This is a genomic window from Sphingomonas sp. SRS2 (assembly GCF_000971055.1).
GTDB lineage: Bacteria > Pseudomonadota > Alphaproteobacteria > Sphingomonadales > Sphingomonadaceae > Rhizorhabdus.
The window spans coordinates 1-24,017 of record NZ_LARW01000066.1; the positions used below are offsets into that span (position 1 = coordinate 1).

The following is a 24,017-nucleotide window of genomic DNA, read 5'->3' on the forward strand; positions in this document are numbered from 1 at the left end:
GTCGGCAGATCACGCCATGGACTGCCCGTCCGGACAATCCATAGCACTGCCTCCAAAAATAGACGGTTGTTCCTCCCGCTTCGTCCCGGGTCGGTCGGCTTACCCAGACAATGCGGTTCCATCTTTGCCCACTGGGCGTCGGTCAGTACGAAGCGTTCCATCCAAAGTGTGAATCACATCTCCCCAAAAATGTGAATCCTAAATCCCCACAACCCCTAGAGCCTTTGCACGGTCGGTTTCGGAAGAAGGATCGAGCTCGACGTCAGGTTCTGTCCGCCAGTAGAGATCGGGGGCGATCGCGGCATAGCCCGCATTCGCCAGCTCATCGACGATCCCGCGAATGTTCGCGTTGACGCCGAAAATTTCCTGCAGGACCACCACGGCGACATGCCCGCCGTTGCCCGGTGTCGCGAAATAGGCGCTGAACCCTGCGTCGCCGTTCTCTATCCGGATAGTGCCATTCTGCTTGGTCAAGGCCTGCTCCCCAAAATCAAATGTGAGATTGCTGCGCATCAGAAATTATATCGCGCCTGGATCCCATAGGTCCGCGGAGGGCGCAGTGTCGTCGAAATCACCGGGATGGCCGGATACACGGCGTGAAGGAACACGTTGCCGGAGACGTTCTTGTTCTCCAGATTGTTGACGTAGGCCGTCGCGCTCCACCGTTTATCGGGCGCGTTGTAGGTCAGGCTGACATCGGTCCTCGTGTTCGAACCCGAGCGTGTCTCTGCCAGGTAAGATTCGGACACCCAGCGGCTGCCTTCGAACCGAGTGCGCACCTCTGCGACGATCGATGCGCCTTCGGCGAGGTCGACGGTCTGGCGGATAAACCCGTTTGCCGTCCAGGTCGGCGACTGGAACATCCTGCGCCCGCTGCAGTCGATTGTGTATTGGCCGCCCGCCAGGGTGGAGCGGCAGCCCGTATTGGCGGGGATCGCCCCGGGCGGGAGGCCCAGCAGCGGCGAAATGTCCGGGCTCAGATAGGAATAGCTGTCATAGCGCGAATGCACATAGTTTAGTTGCGCGCCGACGAGGAGGCTGCGGGTCACGAGATACTGGGCCTCGGCTTCGAGGCCATAGATGGTCGAGCGGCCCACATTCTCGGTCGGGAAGCCAGATATCGGGCCGGTCAGGGAGTCGACCAGCGCCAGGTGGGCCAGTTGCTGATCTCGATACTTCAGCAGGAAGATTTCCGCGTTAAGCTGAAGCCGGCGGTCGAAGAAGCGGTTCTTCGTTCCCAGCACATAGGAGGTGACCTTCTCCGGTTCATAACTATTGCGGGTCTGGGAAAAGAAGAAGCCGCCTGCCTTGAAGCCGGTGCCCACATTTGCGTAGACCAGCGAGCTCGGCCCAGCATCGAATTCGACACCGATCTTCCAGTTCACCGCCTCGAAGACCCGGGAGGTGTTGATGATGATTGATGGTACGGCCGGAACGATGACGAGCGGATCAAGACCTGGCCCACTTGTGAGAACGGCAGGCGGCCCGGATCCGTTGACCCCGTCGAGCGACTTTCTTTCCCAGGTGTAGCGAAGCCCGCCGGTGATCCGAAGACGATCACTCGCGGCGACTATTATCTGTGAGAATGCCGCGGCGGTTTTCGTGGCGACGCTCGCGTCGGTCTGGATCACGCCCGCGAACTGAGCGTCGGGTGCCGTGATGAAGGATGACGACTCCTTGAAATAGTAGCCACCGAGCAAATAACGGATCGTCCGGTCGTCATCCGAGGCTAGCCGCGCTTCCAGCGATGTCTGACGCTGCTCGCCCTGGTCGACGAGGAAATAGCCCGTTGAGGTAACGAAATTGTCGATCGACAACTCTCGATAGGCGGGGACCAGGGTTAGGGTGCCGACCGGCGTCACGGCTGTGATCTCGGCCATGACGCCGCCCGTCTTGTTTTCGATCCTGGCGAGTCGCTGGGGGATCGGCGTCGCGGCGCCCGGAAACAGAAGGAAGTTGATCGGCAGGTTCTGGAACAGGGCCGCCACCGCCGGATCGCCGAGTCCGCCGCGGACGGGGGTCGTGCCCAGCGGCAGCAGCGCGACGCCGGGTCCCCTCCCTCCGGCCTTGGAGTAGTCGCCGACGATATTGACCGAAAGGTCCGGGGTCAGTTGCGACCGCATCGACAGGCGGAAGGACCGGGTCTTCGCATCGTCGGTGCCGTCGCGATAATATCCGTCACGATCCTCGGTCTGGAATGCAAGCCGCAGTCCGCCGTCCGGGCCCATAGGAAGATTGAGCGCACCGTTCAGCACCAGCGTATCGTAATTGCCGTACTGCGTGCCGAGATAGCCGTTGAATTCACCCAGGTCGGGCTTGCGCGACAGCAGATTGACCGCACCGCCCGTGGCATTCCGGCCATAGAGCGTGCCCTGCGGCCCCTTGAGCACTTCGACCCGTTCAACGTCGAAAAACTGGCCGTTCACACCATTCGGGCGTGCGATATAGACGCCGTTCAGATTGAAGGCGACGGCGGGCTCGGTGAAGGGGTTCAGCGCCAGGCTGCCCACCCCGCGGATGTAGAACACGGAATATCCGCCCTGATCCGACGCCTGAAGCGCGGGCACGACCGCCGTCAGAGCGGAAGCGGTGGTGATCGACTGGCGGGTGAGCTGATCGGAGCTTACCGCCGACACAGATATGGCTGCCCGTTGCAGGTTTTCCGACCGGCGCTGCGCTGTCACGACGATATCCTGAATGCCGTCGGTCGTAGCCCCATCCGTCGGGGATGCCGGAGTGCTTTCAGGGGGAGGGACAAGTGTCTGTGCCGAGGCGGCGGAAAGCGCCGCAGGCAACAGGAACGATGCCGCCAAAAGACCTGTTCTAAAGTGCTTCATCTCCGGGGTCCCCTCACTAAATTTTCTATTATTTACAGCTATGACTGCCCGTCTGGCGCCACGCCGCAAATCTGACGGATGATTTCCGGTACAGAGTGCTGCGGCGCCGACGGCATAGCGGTCATATCAGGGACAGCCTCCAACGCTTTAGCGGGAGCCGCCAATCGACTTGCGTAAGGCGCCAATCTGCGAGAGGCTGTGCCGGGCTCAGCATCCGCATCGAATATCGGCGGCGTTGATATTATAACGTATGCATGATAAATTTGCGTTTCAGCCTTTTGCTATTTTTACTTCCGGATTTCAGGCAGATCCAAGATTAAGAGTACAAAGAGATGACGATCCTTTCCATGGATGCATGTAAAATCCCTCCGGCCTTCTGGCGTGCGCTCGAGCATGTCGGTTTGCGGCCGGCGCCGGTGTTGCGGCTGGCCGGCTTGCCGGCCACGCTTCATCTCAATCCTTATGCCCGGATCACGACGGCCCAGCTCTTCGCTTTCTGGAAAGCCGTCGAGGTGCTCGCGGCGGATGCGGGTTTCTTCCATAAGTTCGTAAATGCTTTTGATACGACGGGACATCAGCCGGCATTCCTGGCGGCATCCTTCGCCGCCGATTACCGCGACGGGCTGAACCGGATCGATCGTTTCAAGCGTCTAAGTTCCAGCGAACGGTTCCGTCATGAAGAGCGGGAAGGCGAATTTCTGGTCTATAAGGACTGGCCGTTCGCCGTCGAACCGGAGCCGGCGATTTCCATCGAACTGTCATTCGCTTTCTTCGTCAAACTTGGCCGGATGGGTACCGGGCGGCACCTGACGCCGGCCCGGGTCGAGTTCGCCCTGCCAAAAACCGATCGCGATGAGCATCGATCCTATTTCGGATGCGAGATCATATATGATGCGCCCCGCAACCTGATCGTGTTGAGGGCCGAGGATCTCGACCGTCCCTTTCCGGGGCATAATCCGGAATTCCTTGATCTGCTAACGCCGGCTTTGGCCGCATCGGTCAAGGAGATCGAAGCGAAGGCATCGGTGTCGGAGCAGGTCAAGATCGTCTTGCGAAAGACCCTCGCAAGCGGGCGGCCGGACCTGGCTGACGTCGCCCAGGATCTTGGCACAAGCGAACGGACGTTACAGAGGCGGATAACCGAAGAGGGCAAGACGTTTCGCGCCCTTCTGGTGGAAGCCCGGCAGGAGGTCGGCCGCGAACTTTTGTCGGACCCCTCGGTGGAGGTCGAGGAGGTGGCGTGTCTGCTCGGTTACCAGGACACAAGTTCGTTCTACAGGGCGTTCAGGGAGTGGGAAGGGGTCACGCCGAACCGCTGGCGGACATTGAACCATATCAGTCGTTATAACGTCGCCGGGCCGCAGCCGCGCTTCAGCACGCATCTGTCCTAGGCTCGTCCGCCCTGGTGAGGCGGGTGGGCGATGTCGTGGGTTGGCGGCGGCGGCAGCCGCCGTGCGGCGGTTCGCGATGTTCATCCACGCCATGGCGTCTCATGAATCGACTTGCCAGCCAGAGGCAACCGTTTCAAAGCATCGGGATATGCCGCGCTGCGATCTTCGTTCCTTCGTGTCCTCGACATTCGCGAGCCACGCGATTCAGGCGTCGCGTTCCTCGGGCTGCGTCCTGGTATGAGCACGGCCGATAACCTGCTCACTGCATTGGCGCTGTTCACGATGGAAGCGCCCGAATGGTCGGTCGAGGGTGCCGCCGCCAGCCTGGGCGTATCCGGCAGCACGGCATATCGCTATTTCAGCAGCCTCGCCAAAGCGGGGCTTCTCGAACAATCGACGGGCGGACGTTATGTGCTGGGGCCCGCGGTTATCGCGCTGGATCGGCAATTGCGCCTGCAGGACCGGCTCATCCGCGCGGCTGACGTCACGATGAGGCGGCTGATCAAGCGGAATGACGGCCAGGGCGTGACGTTGCTTTGCCGCCGCTTTCGTCAGCAGGTCATGTGCATCCATGAGGTTTTCGAGAATCGGCCGGCCAACGCCGTCAGCTACGAGCGCGGCCGTCCGATGGGGCTGTATCGCGGCGCGGCTTCGCTGACGATCCTGGCGCATCTGCCGGTCAAGACCTTGCGCGAGCTCTGGGCGCGTGATTGGGAATTGATGAAGGATACGCTCGGCGCCAGCTGGGAAGAGGCGCGACAGACGCTGAAGACCATCAGGAAGGAGGGCGTCCTCGTGACGCACGCCCATCTTGATCCCGGTGTCGTGGGAATCGCGGCGCCGATCTTCGATCCTGAGCGGAAGTCGGTTCATGCGATTAGTCTGGTGGTCGCCGAAGGGTCGGCGACCTCCAGCGAACTTGCGGGGCTGCAAGGACTCGTCCAGGCGGCGGCCCGTGAGATCACCGGAGCCTGCAAGGAAGACTAGGCGACTCGACACGGATCGAATCATCCGCCGCTCCAAAAATCGTGATGAAGAGAAGCTTGGCCCGCGGCCCCTCGAGCAGCCACATGCTCGTGGGACGGGTCGAGGCGACCCGCCCCTAAGGCCGGCTGATGCCCCGTCCTATCGAAGGCATTCACGTATTTATGAAGTATCGCGGCTCTGCGGCCGCGCTCGCTCACTCAATAATAACCTCATAAACAGTCACATAAAGGGCATGATCGTGATCATATAATCTCTGAATTATCATAATACGACGAATTCGATCGTAAAAAACGGATCGCAGCGTTGACGTTGGAGGTCGTCGTGATAGGATGGCCGCTCTACTTGAAAGCAAGAGAGGGGAGATCGGATGAAAGGTGGTCAGCATCTGCTGGCGGCGCTGCTTTGCAGTGGTGCGGCAACAGGATTGGCACAGGCGGGCCATGCGCAGGCGGTGGCGCCCCGGCCGCCGCTTCCATCGGCCGACAATGCCGTCGTCGATGCCGGCTCGTCGATCGAAGACATCATCGTGACGGCGCAGAAGCGCTCCGAAAGATTGCGGGATGTCCCGATCTCCATCACGCCGGCCAGTGGCGATCAGCTGAAGGCGCAGGGGATCACGAGCCCCGAGGATCTCGGCAGGGTGGTTCCTGGATTCACGGTCGCCAAGACGACCTATGGCACTCCGGTCTTCTTCATTCGCGGGGTTGGATTCAACGATACGACGCTGGGCGTCAGCCCCACCGTTTCAGTCTATATGGACCAGCTGCCGATAGCCTATTCGGCGATGGCCCGGGGGACCACGCTGGATCTTGAACGGGTGGAGGTCCTCAAGGGACCGCAGGGCACCTTGTTCGGGCAGAATTCCACCGGCGGCCTGGTCAATTACATCGCGGCGAAGCCCACCGACCAGCTTGAGGCCGGGTTCGATCTGACGTTCGCGCGATTTAAGGAGGTCAACGCGGAGGCATATGTCAGTGGGCCGCTGAGCGACACGATCTCCGCGCGAATCGCCGTGCGCAACGAATATCGCGACGACTGGCAAAAGGGCTACACCACCAACCAGTCGATCGGCAGTAAGCACTTCCGGAACGCGCGACTGATCGTTGACTTCAAGCCCTCGAGCCGCGTGAAGATCGAGCTGCTGGCGACGGGCTGGGAAGACAAGTCCGATTCTCAGCAGGTGCAGTTTGTCGCCTTCGATCCGCTCAGGCCCGGTCCTGCCGGCTATCCGATTCCCTTTCCGATCGGTACATTCCCCGCAGCACCGAGCAACAACCGCGCAGCAGCATGGGATCCAGGCCGCGATTTCGGCATGGATAAGTCCTTCTACCAATTCGGTGCGCGCGCCGATGTCGAGATCGCCGACAACTTCGATCTGACATCTTTGACGTCCTATTCGCATTACAGGCAGAGCGTGGCGACCGATTTCGACGGGACCGTCTTTCCGTTGTCGGTGAACACCGACAACGGGCGGATCCGATCCTTTTCCCAGGAGCTGCGCCTCAGCGGGACGACCGCCGATGGCCGCGTCAAGGGGATGGCCGGGATCAATTATCAGGACGACAGCGTCTTCGAGAACCTCGTGGCGGATCCGATCACGAACACCGCCTCGCGGTTCGGACCCTTTCTCCTGAGATCGACATCGAACATCAATTCCCAGGATGTCAGCACGACGGCCGTATTCGGCAGTCTCGACGTCAGCCTCACCGACACGCTGACCCTTCAAGGATCCGCCCGATATACATGGCATGATCGGGATTTCGAGGGGTGCTCCTATGATACGGGGGATGGCTCGGCCGCAGGCGTGTTCGGATTCCTTTCGACGATTGCCACCGGTGTTCCCCGGACGATCGCTCCGGGGGCGTGCATAACGCTGGATACGACCGGTGCTCCGGTCACCAACATCGTCTCAAAGCTGAAGGAGCATAATCTTTCCTGGCGCGGCAGCCTCAACTGGAAGCCGACATCGGATATGCTGGTCTACGCCAATGTCACCAAGGGCTATAAGTCGGGAAGCTTTCCCACGCTCCCCTTCGTCGTGACGACGCAGGCCAATGCCATCAAGCAAGAATCCGTACTGGGATATGAAGCGGGATTGAAGCTCGGCGCCTTCTCCAACAGGCTGCAGATCAACGGCGCCATGTTCTATTATGATTATAAGGACAAGCAGCTGAGAGGATTTATCCTCGCCCCGCCGCTCGGGGTATTTGCCACGCTGGTCACTATCCCGAAGAGCACGGTCAAGGGTGCAGAACTGAGCGTGACGATGCGCCCTGTGGGCGGACTGACGATTTCGGCCAGCGGCACCTATGTGGATACGCGGATCGACCGCAACCCTACGCTGCCGATCGGCTCCTATGGCAATGTCGCCAATTTCGTCGGCCAGCCCTTTTCGAACGCTCCGAAATGGCAAGGCATATTGGATGCCGAATATCGCTTTCCTGTCGGCACGGACCTCAGCGCCTATCTGGGCACGACCATCAGCGCCCGCAGCTCCACGGCCGGGGCATTGCGCAGCGGCGATCCCGCCGTAGCCGCACGGGAAGATCTGTTGACCCTTCGCGGATATACGCTGGTTGATCTGCGTGCCGGGGTCGAAGTCGATGGCGGGGCGTGGCGGGCCGAAATATTCGGACGTAACATAACCAACAAATTCTACCTGATCGGCAGTGGCAAGTTCTCCGACTATGTCATCCGCTATACTGGCACTCCGGCGACATATGGGGCCAGTCTATACTTCCGTTATTGAGGATCCGGTTGCCACCGATGCGGGAAATACTCGTATCGATGGCGGCGGCCTAGTTTTTTCCAGACGGCTCTCGACTGTTTCCGGGCGGAGCCGGGCAATTACAGGAGGCAGGCATGTCGAGGATTTGGTTCATCACCGGTGCGTCGCGGGGGTTCGGGCGTATCTGGGCGACGGCGGCGCTGGCGCGCGGAGACAGGGTCGCGGTCACCGCTCGTGATGCCGAGAGCCTGTCTCATTTCACGGAGGAGTTTGGTGACGCCGTCCTGCCCTTGACGCTCGACGTCACCGATGCGGCGCAGGCGGCAAACGCTGTCGTGAGGGCGCATGATCATTTTGGCCGTCTGGACGTCGTCGTCAACAATGCCGGATATATGCTCGTCGGTACGGTCGAGGAAGCGAGCGAAGCTGAAGCGCGCGCGCTCTTCGACACCAACTATTTCGGTACGCTCAGCGTCATCCAGGCCGCGCTGCCGCTGATGCGGGCGCAGGGCGGCGGCCACATCATCGGCGTGTCCAGCGCGCTCGGCCTCGTCTCCTTTCCGCTGATGGGCCTGTACTGCGCTTCCAAATGGGCCGTCGAAGCTCTGCATGAGGGGCTGGCCCAGGAGGTGGCGCCGTTCGGCATAAAGGTGACGCTGGTCGAACCGGGCCCCTATGCGACGGATCTGACGAGTGGAAAGTCCCTGAAGATATCGCCCGGCCTCGATGTCTACGCCGCCAGCCGGCAATGGATGCAGGAGCATCTGTCCAACGGCGATATCGGCGATCCCGACGCGACGGCCGCGGCCATCCTGGCGATCGTGGACGCCGAAAGGCCACCGCTTCGGATCGCGCTGGGCTCCATGGTTCTGCCGATGATCCGGGCCAGCTACGCCGACCGGATCGCCACCTGGGACAGCTGGGAAGCCGTCTCCAATGCCGCGCAAGGCGAAGCGAGAAGAGGGGTCGTCAGGCAGTTTTGACGGTGTTCGGCCCGGTCCGATCGTTCGGCGACGGCGCGGGGCGGCGCCCCTTCTTTCCAACTGCGGGAGCGTGCCGATGCCGCTCCCGGTGCAAGGACATCTATGGAAATGCGTTCGAAGCCTAGGCACGAAGCCTCTCCACTGTCCGTTCCGGGCTTCGCGCAGGATGTGCAGGATAGGGTGCGGGCGCTGATCAAAAGCGATTCCCACTTTCGCGCTGCGCTCCCGTCGCCGGACATCAGCGCCATGACGCGGCGGGACTCCCTTCGGCAGATCGAACTGCTGACGGCGGTGATTGAAGGCTATCGGGACCGCCCCGCGCTGGGCCGGCGAGCGACCGAACTGGCGGCCGATCCCGTCACCGGCAAGACCGCCCGACGGTTGTTGGATCGTTTCGAAACGATCAGCTACCATGATCTTCTGAGCCGGGTGCGTGCGCTAGCGGCCTTTTGGTATCACCACATCGCGCGTCCGCTGCGACCCGATGACATGCTCTGCGTGATCGCCGCTTCGGGTTTCGATTTCACCACGATCGACATCGCCTCGATTCATCTTGGCGCGGTTCTCGTGCCCGTTCAGGCCAAAGCCCCGGCGGCGCAGTTGCTGAGCATCCTGGACGAAGTGCAGCCGCGCTGGCTGGCTGCCAGTGTCGATTCCCTGGACAGCGTCGTCGAACTGGTTCTTGCGGGCGTGCGTCCGGTGGGGATCCTCCTGTTCGATTATCACCCGGAGGCAGACGACGAGCGTGAGGCGCTGGAGCGCGCGAAGACCATTCTGGCCGAGAGCGGCCATGATGGACTGATCGTCACCCTGTCCGACGCCATCGAGCAGGGCGGCAGGCTCGCTCCTGCCCCGGCCTATCTGGACGGCGACATGGAGCGGCGCGTGTCCACGATCATCTACACCTCGGGCAGCACCGGGCAGCCCAAGGGTGCGATGTGGCCGGAGAAAACGATGACCGGCTCCTTGCGGGCGTTTTCGTCACTCCCCTCCATCGTGCTGCATTATGCGCCGATGAACCATTCGATCGGTCGGCCGGGCGTGTTCGCGACGCTCTGCGCCGGGGGAACCTGCTATTTCACCGCCCGGAGCGACCTTTCCGAAGTGCTCAACGACATCAGCCTGGTGCGTCCGACGCAGATGTTCTTCGTGCCTCGCGTCTGCGAGCTGCTGTTCCAGCAATATCAGATCGAGCTCGATCGCCTGAAGGCTGGCGCGGACGACGTCGGGGCGGTCGAGCGATCGCTCATCCTGGACATGCGCGAACGCGTGCTGGGCGGGCGCTTGCTGTCCGCCGCCTTCGGCACGGCACCCTTGTCACCAGCCCTGAAGACATTCATGGACCAGTGCCTGGGCTTCCCACTGGTCGACGGCTATGGGTCCACCGAATGCGGGCGGGTCCTGCTCAACAGCCAAGTCCTGCGTCCCTCGATCATCGACTATCGCCTGGATGACGTTCCCGAGCTCGGCTATTTCAACACCGACAAGCCGCATCCCAGAGGCGAGCTGTGGGTCAAGTCGTCGACCATGTTCCTGGGCTATTTCAAGCGGCCCGACGTCACCGCATCGGTGATGACGGCGGATGGTTTCTACAAGACCGGCGACATCATGGCGGAGATCGCCCCCGATCAGCTGGTCTATCTCGATCGCCGTAACAATGTGCAGAAGCTCGCACAGGGCGAGTTCGTCGCGATCGCGCAACTCGAAACCCTCTTCACAAACGGCGATGCGCGGATCAGGCAGGTCTTCCTTTATGGGACGAGTGACCGATCCTTCCTGCTGGGCGTCGTCGTGCCCAGTGAGGATGCCGTCCTGCAGTCGGGGATCGATCCGGAGGGGGAAACGCGCCTTAAGGCGGAGCTGCAGGCCGCGATCAAGAATGTTGCCCTGAAAGAGGGCCTGAAGGCCTATGAAATGCCCCGCGATTTCATCGTGGAGCTTTCACCGTTCACCGTCGGCAACGGCCTGTTGGCCGACGTCGGCAAATATCAGAGGCCTAACCTCCGGAAGCATTATGGGCCCCGGCTCGAACGTCTTTACGAACAGATCGCGGCGGGCCAGGCCGACGAGCTGATGTTGCTGCGCCGGAACGCGCGGGACATGCCCCTGCTCGATACGGTGATCCGCGCCGTCCGCGCCACGCTTGGGCTCGATGATGTCGACCTGTCGGGCAGCACGAAATTCTCCAGGCTGGGCGGAGATTCCCTGTCGGCGCTATCCTGTTCACTGTTGCTGGAGGAGATTTACGACGTCGACATCCCGGCGGCGGTGATCAACGGCCCGGGAGGAACCCTGCAGCACATCGTCGACCATATCGCTCGCGCCCTGTCACAGGATCGCGGGCGCCCCACCTTCGCATCCGTCCATGGGCGCGGGGCCACGGAAATCCGCGCCGCGGACCTGAAGCTCGAGAAGTTCCTGGATGCCCCCTCTCTCGATGCCGGCCATGCGGTGCTGCCGGCCCGCCAGGATGTCCGCACCGTCCTGGTCACCGGTGCGACCGGTTTCCTCGGCCGCTTCCTGTGCCTGGAATGGCTGCAGCGTATGGCGGCGGTGGGCGGGCGCGTCATCTGCATCACGCGGGGGCAGGATGCCGCCGACGCCTATCGCCGTATCGCCGATATGTTCGAATCCGGGGATGCGGACCTGAGGCGGCATTTCAGTACATTGGCCGACGGAGCACTGACGGTGCTCCGCGGCGATCTTTCGGAGCCGGACCTTGGCCTGTCCCGGGCCGACTGGCTGGATCTCGCCGAACGCGTTGACCTGATCGTCCATCCCGCGGCGCTGGTGAACCATCTGCTGCCCTATTCCCAGCTGTTCGGGCCCAATGTCGTCGGGACGGCGGAACTGATCCGGCTGGCCATAACCCATCGCCTCAAGCCCTTCATCAACCTGTCGACCGCCACGGTGCCGATGCTGCCATCGTTGTCGCCTGTGGATGAGGACGCGGACGTGCGCATCGCGATGCCGGTCCATCAGCCGGACAATGCGCGCTATGCGGATGGATATACGCTGAGCAAATGGGCGGGCGAAGTCCTGCTCCGCGAAGCGCATGACCGCTATCGGCTGCCGGTATCGGTTTTCCGATCCAGCATGATCCTGGCGCATGAGGCCTATGCCGGCCAGATCAATGTGCCGGATGTGTTCACGCGGCTGTTGTTCAGCGTCATCGTCACCGGCCTGGCGCCGCGATCCTTTTATGCGGGCGACGGTGCGGCAGCCCATTATGACGGCCTCCCCGTGAACTTCACCGCCGCAGCGATATCGGCGCTCGGCGCCGGCGTCCTTTCGGGATATCGCAGCTATCATGTGGTCAACCCGCATGATGATGGCGTGTCACTCGACACGATCGTCGGCTGGATAGCGGCCTCGGGCCGTCCGATCGAGTTCCTCGACGACTATGCGCAGTGGATCACCAGGCTTGAGCCGGCGCTGCGCAGCCTGCCGGAAAGGCAGCGCAACCAGTCGATCCTGCCGATCATCGATCATTTCGGGCAACCGGCCCCGGCCGTTCCCGGCATGCCCCTGGCTACCGAGCGGTTCAGGGCCGACCTCGACCGCTTCGCTCCTGAAGGCGCCAGGACCATTCCCCATCTGACGCGCGCCTTCGCCCTCAAATACCTGTCCGACCTGCGCGCGCTGGGCATGGTCTGATGACCCGTCATCGGCCGCATGAAGGGAGTATTGCATGACCAGGCAGAAACTGGTGCTCGGTTCGCTGTGGTTGCTGCTGCTCGCGAATTATCTGGAGCGGGTCGCGATCAGCTTCGCCGGCCCAAGCATCATGGCGGCACTGTCGATGACGCCCCGCACCTTCGGCGCCGTGCTGTCGGCGTTCGGCATCGGCTATCTGCTGGCCCAGATCCCGGGCGGGCTGCTTGCCGACCGCTACGGTGCCCGGCGGATGCTGGTGATCGCGGCGGTCCTATGGGCTTTCTTCACGGGGCTGACCGGGCTCACCGTCACCGTGACGGCTTTCGTGGTCGTGCGCTTTCTGTTTGGCCTTTCGGAGGGCGTGGTCATGTCCTCCTTCTACAAGACCATCGGCGATAATTTCGAACCCGCGAAGCGCGCAAGGGCGGTTTCGATCGGGCTGACCGCGATTGCAGTGGCGCCCGCCTGCGCGGGGCCGCTCGTCGGCGGACTGGTGGCGCATTCGGGCTGGCAGGCCATGTTCCTGTGGATGATGATCCCGGCATTGCTGGCCGCCCTTTGCGCCTATTTCTTCATCCCACAGCAAGCGTCAGTGGCGCTGGCGGAGCCGGATCCGCCCGAAGAAAGGGGCGGCTATATCGATGTTCTCAAACAGCCGAGCCTATGGCTTCTGTCGCTCGCCGCTTTCGCCTGGAACATTCCCTATTGGGGTTTCCTGGGCTGGATGCCCAGTTACCTGGCGATGGCGCGCGGCATCGATCTCAAGATGCTGGGTATGCTCGCGGCTATCCCCTATGTGTTCGCCTTCCTCGGTATCCTCGCCTTCGGCTGGCTGGGAAGCAGGCTTCCGCGCCACTGCACCTATATCGTGGCCGGCGGGTTCGCGGCCGCCGCGCTGTCGCTCGCAGGTGCCTATCGTGCAGAGACGGTGCCGTCGGCTATCGCGGGCCTGTCGGCCGCCGCCTTCTTTCTGTTCGGCGTAGGCGGCCCGATCGGGAAGATATCGCTCGACCTGGCGCCTGCACGCCGGCGGGCGGCGTTCGTCGGCACATATGGCACCGCCGGCCAGATCAGCAGCGCCCTCGCGCCTGGCGTGATCGGCTTTCTCGTCTCCGAGACCGGCAATTTCGGGAGCGGGTTCACATTGATGGCCGTCTCGCTCGGCCTGTCGGCCGTCTGCCTGCTCGCACTGACGCCCGCCGCCGCGCGTGGACATCGCGCCGGGACGTTACCTGCGTAAGTGCAACGGAGCCAGTTTCGCGCCGACGTCGTCCCGGGCAGATGTTTCCGGGGTGCAAGCGGGAATCGGAGAATTATAAGCATACATATTAATAGCTTAATGAGCCATTTCTTAACTGGGAGGGAGGCATCGAAGTTTGCGCCTTCCGATATGAAGTAGCTCGCCGCCAGCGCTTGATACTCCCCGTCACAATCGTCCGATAATAGCCCTATTCCGCGCTTTCTAAATATTGACAGTATACATTCTATCTCTATGCTGCTCCCATAATTAGAGACTCAGGGGAGAGTATGGCGAACGGTCCTGTCATCATCTGTGGCGGCGGCATCGGCGGGTTGTCCGCCGCGCTGGGTCTGGCGAAATTCGGCGTTCGGTCTATCGTGCTGGAGCGGGCGCCGCAGATCGCCGAGATCGGCGCCGGCATTCAGCTGGGCCCCAACGCGTTCCACATCTTCGATTTTTTCGGAATCGGCGCAGCGGTTCGCGAGACCGCGGTGTTCATCGATCGGTGCCGTCTGATGGACGCGATTTCAGCCGAGCAGATCACCGAGCTGACGATCGACGAGGCATTTCTGGCGCGTTTCCAGAACCCTTACGCCGTCGTCCACAGGGCCGAACTGCATAGCCTGATCCTCCAGGGTTGCCGCGCCAGCGGGCTGGTGGAGTTTCGCACCAACGCGGAAGTTGTGGGCTATGAGCAGGGCGAGGGCGAAGCCGCCGCGATCCTGGCCTCGGGCGACAGGGTGCGGGGTCGCGCCGTCATCGGCGCCGATGGCCTCTGGTCGAGCATCCGGAGCCAGCTGGTAAACGACGGCGCGCCGCGCGTGACCGGCCATACGACCTACCGCGCGGTCATCCCGGTCGAGGATATGCCCGAGCAGCTGCGCTGGAACGATATGGCGCTTTGGGCCGGTCCGAAATGCCACATCGTCCATTATCCATTGTCGGGCTGGAAGCTGTTCAACCTGGTCGTCACCTACCATAACCATGCGCCGGAGCCGGTTTCCGGCGTGCCGGTGGATGCGGCCGAAGTGCTGCTGGGGTTCGAGGATGTCCATGAGCTGCCCCGGCAGGTCATCTCCATCGCCCGGGACTGGCGCAAGTGGGTGCTGTGTGATCGCGCGCCGCTGATGAACTGGACGCAGGGTCGCGTCACGCTCCTCGGCGATGCGGCGCACCCCACGATGCAATATATGGCCCAGGGCGCTTGCATGGCGATGGAGGACGGCGCGGTGCTGGCCTCGGAGATCGCGCAGGCGCCCGACGATGTCCCGGCCGCCCTTCAGCGCTATCAGGAACGCCGCCTGCTCCGTACCGCGCGCATCGTGCTGCTGTCGCGTGAGATGGGCGATCATGTCCTGCACGCAACGGGCGCTCATGCGGCTCTGCGAAACAACCTCATGGGACGCAAATCGCAGGCCGAGTGGCATGAGATCCTGGACTGGCTTTACCGGCCTGGCTGCCTCGGTGATGACATAGTCCAGGCTGCCTCCAGCGACTGCGAAACGTCTTCGAGCTCTGAAAAAGCGTTGGCAGCCGAATAAAGTATAACAACGAAAATATAATATAATGGGCGACATAATAATAACGGTTTGAGGATGTGTTATGTCATTTCTTCGCAATTGTTGGTATATGGCGGCGTGGAAGGATGAGATCCAGGATAAGCCGCTTGGCCGGCAGATCATTGGCGAGCACATCGTATTCTTTCGGCGTTCGACCGGAGACGTCGTCGCGCTGTCGGGCCGGTGCTCCCATCGCTTCGCGCCTCTGCATCTGGGCAAGATCATCGATGACGCGATCGAATGCCCCTATCACGGCCTGCGCTATAATGGGGAAGGCGCCTGTGTGCTCAATCCCCAGGGCAATGGAGCCACACCCAGGAGCGTCCGCCAGACCGTCTATCCGCTGATCGAGCGCTACGGCGGATACTGGATCTGGATGGGTGATCCGGACCGGGCGGACCCGACCCTGCTGCCCGATTATTATTTCCTGGAGGATCCGCGGTTCAACTATGTGAGCGGCTATATTCATTCAGCCTCGAACTATGAGCTGATGACCGACAACATCCTGGATCTCGGCCATGTTGATTTCCTGCACGCGGGAACGCTCGGATGCGAGGCCACGGTTCGCGCCAAGACCGACGTCCGCCAGATCGGCGACCGGGTGGAATGCGATCGCTGGATGGCCAATGAGGTGCAGAGCCCGGTCATCAACTATATCTTCCGACGCGAGGGACGGGTGGATGCATGGCTCGACGTGCGGTGGGAGCCGCCCGGGCTGATGATGCTGACCGTCGGCGTGACGGATGTGGGCGCGTCGCGCGAAGCCGGTGCGGCGATCGAGAATGTTCATCTGATGACGCCTGAAACCGAAGATTCGACCCATTATTTCTGGGCGAACGCACGCGACTTCCAGCTGAACGACGAGGAGTTCGATCGGAACCTCTACGAATCCGCGACTGCGGCCTTCACGCTCGAGGACAAGCCGATGATCGAGGCGCAGCAGCGGATGATGGGCACCAATGATCTGTTCTCGTTGAAGCCAGCATTGTTGCCCGGCGATGCGGCGGGCGTGATGGCGCGCCGGACACTCGCAAAGCTCATCAAGCAGGAAAGCGAGCGTGATCATGCGGGATGAGATCGACCATTTTGAGCAACTTGCATCAGCCTCACCAGCAGCTGAGCAACGGACAACCCGGCGACAATGGGTTTCGCCCGCGGCCTGACGCCCATGCCGCGAATCCCCTTATGGACGGAGTGATGAATATGATGAGCGCCGCACTCGAAGCCACCGACAGGGCCTCTGAGAAGGAAATTGCCCGGAACGATTATCCGGCCGGTTTCCCTGCACTGCACCCTGTTCCGATCGGCCGCTACACCGATCCCGCCTTTCTGGAGGCAGAGAACCGCCACCTCTGGAAGTCTTCCTGGCTGCTGGCCGGGACGGAGGGGGACATCCCGGAATCGGGCTCCTATATCCTGTTCGAGAATGCCGGATTGTCGATCATCATCAGTCGCGGCGACAACGGCGTCATTCGCGCCTTTCACAATATCTGCCGGCATCGCGCCGCAGCGCTGCTCGAAAAGCCGCAGGGCAAGGCGAAGCGGTTCGTCTGTCCCTATCATGCCTGGAGCTATTCGCATGAAGGCAAGCTCGTCTCGGTACCGCGCGAGCATGATTTCGCCTGTATCGAGAAGGCGAAGCTCGGCCTTATCCCGGTAAGGTGCGAGTCGTGGCGCGGCATGATCTTCATCAACTGCGACATGGATGCCGCGCCCCTCAGCGAACTCCTGGCGCCAATCGCGAAGTCGACCGAAGGATTCCCGATCGAGACTGTCGTGACACGCGGACATTTTCGGATCGAAATGGATTGCAACTGGAAGCTGGCCTATCAGAACTTCCTGGAATTCTATCATGCGCCGGCCATCCATGCACAAAGCCTGGTGCCGCATTTCTCGCTTAAGAGCTTCCACATGTCGCTGCTCGGCAACGCGCATGTGAGCTACGCGATCAAGAAAAAGGGCGGCAACTCCGTCTATGTGGGCGACGCGGCATTCGCGCCCGAGGGGATCGATCCGGTCTATTACGACTATATGATTTCGCTGGGCCTTTTCCCGAACAGCTTTGCGGCTCTCGATCCGGCCGGTTTCGCGCTGCAGTCCTTCTGGCCACTGGGTGTGGATCGTTCGGTGATGGAGGTCCGTATGCTCGGCTGGGACACGGGCAAGGACGAGGGCAATTACTGGGAAGCCGTTCGCGAACGCTTCGACGTCGTGGTGGGCGAGGATACGCGCTATACCAGGACGCTTCAGCGCAGCTGCGAAAGCGGTTTCGCGACGGACCTGATCATGGGCTATCAGGAGCGGGCGCTCTATCGGTTCGAAGAGGAGCTGGATCGGCAGATCGGCGTCGAGAATATCCCGGAGCACCTGCGGGTGACCCAGGTCCTGCGGTTGGCGCCGAGACCCGGTAGCGGGAACGCGGCGATCGATCATCCTGCTGCTTCGATCGACGGCCGGCCAAGCAGCGGGGGGCGGGCTTCCGACCGCCCACCGGCGCTGATCTCCGCCCCGGACGAGTATCTCCGTGCGGGAGCGCCGACAGGACGGACGCGGTCATTCACCGATCGCGTCCGGTCCGGCCCGGATGGAGCGAGCTGACCGCGAGGAAATGATGGCAAGCCAACCGAAATTGCTCCTCACCCGACGTTGGCCGGCGCCCGTCGAGGCGGAAATGCGATTGCGCTACGACGTGACCGTCGATCCGGACGACCGGCCGCTGACGGAGGCGCAGCTGCGAGAGGCGATGACGCTGTTCGACGTCCTGTGCCCCACCGTGTGCGACCGTATCGACGCTTCCGTGCTTTCGGTTTCCAACCCGCGTGTCACGCTGGTCGCCAGCTATGGCGCGGGGGTCGATCATATCGATCTCAAGGCGGCTGCTGCGGCCCGGCTGATGGTCAGCAACACGCCCGACGTCACCACGGATGCGACCGCCGATACGGCGATCCTGCTGATGATGATGGCCAGCCGGCGAGCGAGCGAGGGCGAGCGCGAGTTGCGGGCGGGGCGGTGGTCGGGATGGCATCCGACACATCTTGTGGGCCAGAGCCTCAGCGGGAAAACCCTGGGTCTCGTCGGCCTCGGCCGCATAGGGCAGGCGACCGCGACCCGGGCCGCCAGGGCTTTCGGCATGAAGATTCTCTATCATAGCCGGACGCGCCGTCCCGCGGAGATCGAGGCGGAAACCGGTGCGCGCTACGTCGCTTCGCTCGATGCGCTGGCGGCCGAAGCCGATGTGCTCTCGCTCCATTGCCACGGCGGCCCGGCGACCCGTCATCTGGTCAACCGCCGGCTGCTCCAGCTCATGAAGCCCAGCGCGATCCTCATCAACACCGCGCGCGGCAGCATCGTCGACGAGGCCGCCCTGGCCGATGCCCTCGCCGCCGGAACGATCTGGGCTGCGGGCCTCGACGTGTTCGAGCGCGAGCCGAACATCCCCCATGCCCTGTTGCGTCTGCCCAATGCCGTCCTGCTTCCGCATCTGGGCAGCGCAGTCGAACAGACACGGGTCGCAATGGGTATGCGGGTCGTGGCGAATATCGATAGCTTCTTCGCCGGAAAGGAGTTGCCCGATCGTGTCTCCTGAGATTGCGGGCCCGGCCATCGACATGATCGGGCCCCATGTCCATGCGCAGCTTGCGGCGCGCGCCGGGCGGCCGGTCGTCATCGGAATCTGCGGCGCGCAGGGGTCGGGCAAGTCCACGATCGCCGCCGGCCTGGCCGAGCGCCTGCGCGTAGCGGGGCTGAGGGCGGCGACGCTGTCGATCGACGACATCTATCTGGACAGGCAGGAGAGGGAGCGATTGGCGGCGACCCACCCCCTGCTGCGCACGCGTGGCGTACCGGGAACCCATGACGTCGATCTCGGCAGGCGGACCATCGAGGCATGTGGTCGCGACGGAACCTGCATCCTGCCGCGCTTCAGCAAGTCCGCCGACAGCCGCGCGCCCGAAAGTGCCTGGGAGCGCGTCGAAGGCCCCGTCGAGGTGCTATTGTTCGAAGGCTGGTGCGTCGGTGCCCTGCCGCAGGCGGCGGCGGCGCTCGCCGAGCCGGTCAACGCCCTCGAGCGGCTCGATGATCCGGACGGGCGCTGGCGGCGCTATGTGAATGATTGCCTCGACGGGAGCTATCGGCCGCTGTTCGACAGGATCGACTGGCTGGTCCTGCTTGCGGCCCCGAATTTCGACTGTGTCGCGGGCTGGCGCAGGCAGCAGGAGCACCGCCTGCGCGCATCGCTCCCGGCCGCGGGCAAGGGGCTGGACGCCACGATGGACGATGCCGGCATCGACCGGTTCGTCCAGCATTACCAGCGCATCACCCAGCATATCCTGGCCGAGATGCCGGGACGTGCCAATCTGACAATCCGTCTCGACGAAGCGCGGCGACCCGTCGCGCAGCAGGAGCCACTATCATGATCGGCGACAGTTCCCCCCTCCATGGCCTGAGGGTGCTGGAAATCGGGCATTTTGTGGCGGCGCCCTTCGCCACCCGGCTGATGGCCGATCTGGGTGCGGACGTGATCAAGATCGAGCCGCTTACCGGCGATCCCGTTCGGCAATGGGGCGATCAGATCGACGGAAAGTCGCTCTGGTGGTCACTGCACGGCCGCAACAAGCGGAGTGTGGCCTGCAATCTGAAGGATCCTCGCGTCAGGGACCTGATCCTCAGGCTGGTCCGCGAATGCGACGCGGTGGTGGAGAATTTCCGCCCGGGCCAGCTCGTCAAGCTCGGGCTTGGCCCGGATGTGCTTCGCAGGGAGCGGCCCGACCTGATCATCGCTCATATCTCCGGCTATGGTCAGACCGGACCTTATCGCGACCGGGCTGCATTCGGCGTGATCGGAGAAGCCATTGGCGGCCTTCGCCACCTGACCGATCAGCCCCCTGGCGTGAGCGATCTGCCGCCGGTGCGGGTCGGGGTCAGTATCGGAGATTCCCTAGCAGGGCTCTATGCCGCGTTCGGGCTGGTATCCGCACTGTGGCAGCGCGACCGGTCAGGCGGAGACGGCAGGCCGCGGACCATCGACATAGCCCTCACCGAGAGCGTTCTAAGCCTGATGGAGGGGATGCTGCCCGAATATGGAAAGCTGGGAAAGATACGCCAGCCCACCGGCGGTGGGATAGCGACGGCGGCTCCGACCAACGCCTATCCCAGTGCCGATGGCGGCTTCGTGCTGATAGCCGCGAACTCCGAACCGCTGTTCGCGAAGCTGATGCATCTGATCGGCCGGGCGGATCTGGTGGGCGTTCCAAGGTTTACCGGCAATCAGAAGCGCGTCGAGCACAGCGGAGAGCTCGATCAGCTGATTGCCAACTGGTCACGCCAGCATGATCGTGAAACGCTCATCGGGCTGCTCAACGAAGCGGATATTCCCAGTTCGTTGGTCTACACCGCCGCGGACATCGCCGCCGATCCGCAATATCGCGATCGCGGCATGGTGATCGACGTCCATGACGAACAGTTCGACGGATCGATACTCCACCCCGGCGTCGTACCCCGATGCGGTGCCGAGCCGGCGGCCATCCGGTGGGCGGGGCCGGCCATCGGCGCCCATACTGATGAGGTGTTGCAAGGGCTGCTCGCGATGAGCGGCGAGGAAATCTCCGAATTGCGCGTGCAAGGAGCGATATCATGACCCCGGACGCAACCCTGATCGAAGTGGGGCCGCGTGATGGTTTTCAGCCGATCGGTCCGCTGATCGATACGGCCATCAAAATCGACTATATCCGCAGGCTTCATGATGCCGGCATCCGCCGCGTGGAAGCGACGGCCTTCGTAAGCGACCGGGCGGTGCCGCAGTTGTCCGATGCGATCAAGGTGCTTGCTGCGGCGAAAGCCTTGCCCGGTCTCGACGTGCAGGTCCTGGTTCCCAGCCAGCGATATTGTCAGAAAGCCATTGAAGCCGGCGCGGAGAACATCGCCTTCGTCCTTTCCGCAAGCGAAAAGCACAACATGAATAATGTGCGTCGCACGCCGCAGGATTCGGTTGAAGAATATCGGCGGTTGGTTGCCGATCTTCCGAACGAGACAAGCCTGCGGCTTAATCTTGCGACTGCCTTTGACTGTCCGTTCGACGGCAGCGTGGCGGCCAGTGAAGTGGTCGCGCTGCTCGATCAGCTCGTTGCCATTCGCCCCGATGCGGAGATCGCGCTCTGTGATACGACCGGAAGAGCGACGCCGGGCGAAGTGAGTGCACTATTCGCTCAGGTGATGGCTCGCTTCACAAGCGGGCCGAGCTGGGTTTTCCACGGTCACGATACCTATGGCCTTGGCGTCGCAAATATACTTGCCGCCTTTTCCGTCGGCGTGCGGAATTTCGATGCGTCCTTCGCAGGTTTGGGCGGCTGTCCGTTCGCGCCGGGCGCGACCGGCAATGTCGCGACAGAGGATGTCGTCTGGACATTCGACCGGATGGGCGTCTCGACGGGCATCGATCTTAATCGGCTACTAGACGTTGCCGAAGATGGAGTTTGCATCCCGGGTGCGTCATCGGGGGGACGTGTCCGCGCGGCGTTGCGCGGCGAGGCATGCGTTCCGGCACTAAGCGCATGAGCAGCCCGCGAACACTTTACCAGAAAATATGGGACAGCCATGTCGTCGCCGCGCTGAGTGATGAGGAACGGCTTATCCAGGTCGACCGCCACCTCGTCTATGAGGTTACGAGCCCGCAGGCCTTCGAAGGCTTGCGCGCAGCCGGACGTAAGGTGCGCCGTCCCGACCTGACGCTTGCCGTCGCTGATCATAATGTTCCGACGGAGGGACGCGCGGGCGGGATCGCATCGATCAAGGATCCGGACAGCCGGCTGCAGGTGATGACACTCGAGCGCAATGCTGCGGAAACCGGCGTTCGCTATGTGCCGTTGACGAATCCCAGGCAGGGAATTGTCCATGTCGTAGGTCCTGAACTCGGGCTGACGCTACCCGGCAGCGTGATCGTATGTGGTGACAGCCACACCTCTACGCACGGCGCTTTCGGCGCACTGGCGTTTGGCATTGGCACGTCCGAGGTCGAGCATGTGTTGGCGACTCAGACGCTGATCCAGAAGCCGTCGCGAAATATGCTCGTCCGTGTGAACGGAAAGCTCGGCCCAGGCGTCACGGCGAAGGACGTGATACTCTACATCATCGGGGTAATCGGAACGGGCGGGGGTACCGGCCATGTAATTGAATATGCCGGAGACGTGATCGAGCGGCTCGACATGGCCGCGCGTATGACGATCTGCAACATGACCGTGGAAGCCGGTGCACGGACGGGGCTCATCGGCCCCGATGAGACGACATTCGCGTTTCTGGCCGATAAGCCGCTGGCCCCCCAAGGCGCGGAATTCGAGGCGGCAAAGGCCTATTGGAGCAGCCTGCGAAGCGATGAAGGCGCTCGTTATGACCGGACGGTCGAAATAGATGGTTCAGCCATCGAGCCGATGGTCACCTGGGGGACGACGCCCGAGGCGGTGACGACGATTGGCGGATCGGCGCCGGACCCCGCCCAGGAACCCGACCCGCTCCGGCGGAAACAGGTCGCACGCATGCTCGACTATATGGGTCTGAGGGCCGGTATGCCACTGGCGGGGATCCCGGTCGATGTCGTCTTTATCGGATCTTGCACGAACAGTCGGATCGAGGACTTGCGCGCGGCGGCATCGATCGCGCGGGGGCGGAAAGTAGCCGATCATGTCCGCGCGCTTGTCGTTCCAGGATCGGGAAGCGTGAAAGCGCAAGGGGAAGCAGAGGGCCTCGATCGCATATTCTTGGAAGCAGGATTTGAATGGCGGGATTCCGGCTGTTCGATGTGTCTCGGCCTCAATCCCGACAGGCTGGAGCCTGGGCAACGTTGCGCATCCACGTCGAACCGTAATTTTGAAGGACGGCAGGGTGTCGGTGGTCGAACCCACCTCGTTTCGCCGACAATGGCCGCCGCCGCCGCCATCAACGGCTGCCTCTCCGACGTAAGAGAATTAGCGTAATGGAGCCCTTTCTCTCGATCACTGAAATCGCGGCCCCGTTGGAGATCGCGGATATCGATACCGATATGCTGTTTCCGGCCGCATTCCTGAAGACGGTAAAGCGCAACGGCTTGTCGAAGGCGCTGTTCTATAACATGCGCGTTGAGCAGCCTGATTTTGTGCTGAACAAATCTCCCTGGGACCGCGCCGGTATTCTGATCGCTCTGCATAATTTCGGCTGTGGATCCAGCCGTGAGCATGCACCATGGGCGCTGATGGATTTCGGCATAAAATGCATCATTGCACCAAGTTTTGCGGAAATTTTCCAGGGCAATTGCTTCAAGACGGGGATCCTTCCCATCGAGCTCGATGAGGGCGAGGTGAAATTGCTCCTGTCCGAGGCAAAGGATCCCGCCACGGCGATGATGAAAGTCGATCTGGAAGATCAAATGATCACGCGCGCCAAAGGCCAGCGCCTGCCCTTCTCGGTCGACCCTCAGCGGCGTCAGCGTTTGCTACATGGCACCGACGACATTGAACTGTCGCTGGCCCATGTCGAAGACATGACGCGACATGAGCAACGGTCCGCCGAGGCGCAGCCGTGGTTGAAACCCATTCCCGCCGAATTGCCCTGATCTGCAGATCGCTGAAACGCCGCATACCGGCAGGAGCGGCGGGGGGATCCAGGAATG

18 protein-coding genes are annotated in these 24,017 nt (G+C 62.3%); 15 read left to right on the forward strand and 3 right to left on the reverse strand.

What is annotated here, in order from left to right:
- The 3 genes from WP12_RS24005 to WP12_RS06695 all read right to left on the reverse strand — a co-directional run.
- A partial coding sequence (locus WP12_RS24005; protein ID WP_152663831.1) for a transposase occupies nt 1–161 on the reverse strand: 161 nt, incomplete at its 3' end.
- Nucleotides 162–198: 37 nt separating this feature from the next.
- Nucleotides 199–474: a dienelactone hydrolase family protein gene (locus WP12_RS06690; protein WP_160299172.1), complete on the reverse strand. Its 276-nt coding sequence runs from the start codon at nt 472–474 to the stop codon at nt 199–201.
- A gap of 38 nt (nt 475–512) precedes the next feature.
- Nucleotides 513–2,684 (reverse strand): TonB-dependent receptor, encoded by a 2,172-nt coding sequence (locus tag WP12_RS06695; RefSeq protein WP_052730256.1) that lies wholly within the window; start codon nt 2,682–2,684, stop codon nt 513–515.
- A gap of 500 nt (nt 2,685–3,184) precedes the next feature.
- Here WP12_RS06695 and WP12_RS06700 point away from each other — a divergent pair, with 500 nt between their 5' ends.
- The 15 genes from WP12_RS06700 to leuD all read left to right on the forward strand — a co-directional run bounded on the left by WP12_RS06700 (nt 3,185) and on the right by leuD (nt 23,960).
- A complete protein-coding gene (locus WP12_RS06700) occupies nt 3,185–4,228 on the forward strand; it encodes an AraC family transcriptional regulator (RefSeq protein WP_268794728.1) in 1,044 nt (347 codons plus the stop codon).
- Between the two features lie 237 nt (nt 4,229–4,465).
- Complete coding sequence (locus tag WP12_RS06705; RefSeq protein ID WP_046193083.1) at nt 4,466–5,215, forward strand: IclR family transcriptional regulator; 750 nt, start codon at nt 4,466–4,468, stop codon at nt 5,213–5,215.
- Between the two features lie 367 nt (nt 5,216–5,582).
- Entirely contained in the window at nt 5,583–7,964 is a 2,382-nt protein-coding gene (locus WP12_RS06710) for a TonB-dependent receptor (protein WP_046192934.1), read from the forward strand.
- Between the two features lie 113 nt (nt 7,965–8,077).
- Nucleotides 8,078–8,926: an SDR family NAD(P)-dependent oxidoreductase gene (locus tag WP12_RS06715; RefSeq protein WP_046192935.1), complete on the forward strand. Its 849-nt coding sequence runs from the start codon at nt 8,078–8,080 to the stop codon at nt 8,924–8,926.
- A 108-nt stretch (nt 8,927–9,034) separates the two neighbouring features.
- On the forward strand, nt 9,035–12,583 hold the full coding sequence (gene car / locus WP12_RS06720) for a carboxylic acid reductase (protein WP_084691020.1): 3,549 nt from the start codon (nt 9,035–9,037) through the stop codon (nt 12,581–12,583).
- A gap of 34 nt (nt 12,584–12,617) precedes the next feature.
- Nucleotides 12,618–13,823 carry an MFS transporter gene (locus WP12_RS06725; protein WP_046192936.1) on the forward strand — a complete coding sequence of 402 codons (1,206 nt, stop codon included), beginning with the start codon at nt 12,618–12,620 and terminating at the stop codon, nt 13,821–13,823.
- A gap of 287 nt (nt 13,824–14,110) precedes the next feature.
- Nucleotides 14,111–15,364 carry a 3-hydroxybenzoate 6-monooxygenase gene (locus tag WP12_RS06730; RefSeq protein ID WP_084691003.1) on the forward strand — a complete coding sequence of 418 codons (1,254 nt, stop codon included), beginning with the start codon at nt 14,111–14,113 and terminating at the stop codon, nt 15,362–15,364.
- A 61-nt stretch (nt 15,365–15,425) separates the two neighbouring features.
- The gene (locus WP12_RS06735; RefSeq protein WP_046192937.1) at nt 15,426–16,457 is read left to right on the forward strand and encodes an aromatic ring-hydroxylating dioxygenase subunit alpha; all 1,032 of its coding nucleotides are present in this window, start codon (nt 15,426–15,428) and stop codon (nt 16,455–16,457) included.
- Nucleotides 16,458–16,585: 128 nt separating this feature from the next.
- Nucleotides 16,586–17,980, forward strand: coding sequence for an aromatic ring-hydroxylating oxygenase subunit alpha (locus tag WP12_RS06740; protein ID WP_160299174.1), 1,395 nt, complete (start codon nt 16,586–16,588; stop codon nt 17,978–17,980).
- Nucleotides 17,981–17,993: 13 nt separating this feature from the next.
- Nucleotides 17,994–18,968 (forward strand): 2-hydroxyacid dehydrogenase, encoded by a 975-nt coding sequence (locus WP12_RS06745; protein WP_046193087.1) that lies wholly within the window; start codon nt 17,994–17,996, stop codon nt 18,966–18,968.
- A gap of 1 nt (nt 18,969) precedes the next feature.
- Nucleotides 18,970–19,797 (forward strand): kinase, encoded by an 828-nt coding sequence (locus tag WP12_RS06750; RefSeq protein WP_443027856.1) that lies wholly within the window; start codon nt 18,970–18,972, stop codon nt 19,795–19,797.
- A complete protein-coding gene (locus WP12_RS06755) occupies nt 19,794–21,017 on the forward strand; it encodes a CaiB/BaiF CoA transferase family protein (RefSeq protein WP_046192939.1) in 1,224 nt (407 codons plus the stop codon). Before WP12_RS06750 ends, WP12_RS06755 begins: the two co-directional genes overlap by 4 nt.
- Nucleotides 21,014–21,934 carry a hydroxymethylglutaryl-CoA lyase gene (locus WP12_RS06760; protein WP_046192940.1) on the forward strand — a complete coding sequence of 307 codons (921 nt, stop codon included), beginning with the start codon at nt 21,014–21,016 and terminating at the stop codon, nt 21,932–21,934. Before WP12_RS06755 ends, WP12_RS06760 begins: the two co-directional genes overlap by 4 nt.
- On the forward strand, nt 21,931–23,346 hold the full coding sequence (gene leuC, locus WP12_RS06765) for a 3-isopropylmalate dehydratase large subunit (RefSeq protein WP_046192941.1): 1,416 nt from the start codon (nt 21,931–21,933) through the stop codon (nt 23,344–23,346). Before WP12_RS06760 ends, leuC begins: the two co-directional genes overlap by 4 nt.
- The gene (gene leuD / locus WP12_RS06770) at nt 23,346–23,960 is read left to right on the forward strand and encodes a 3-isopropylmalate dehydratase small subunit (RefSeq protein WP_046192942.1); all 615 of its coding nucleotides are present in this window, start codon (nt 23,346–23,348) and stop codon (nt 23,958–23,960) included. Before leuC ends, leuD begins: the two co-directional genes overlap by 1 nt.
- The last annotated feature ends 57 nt before the right edge of the window (nt 23,961–24,017 follow it).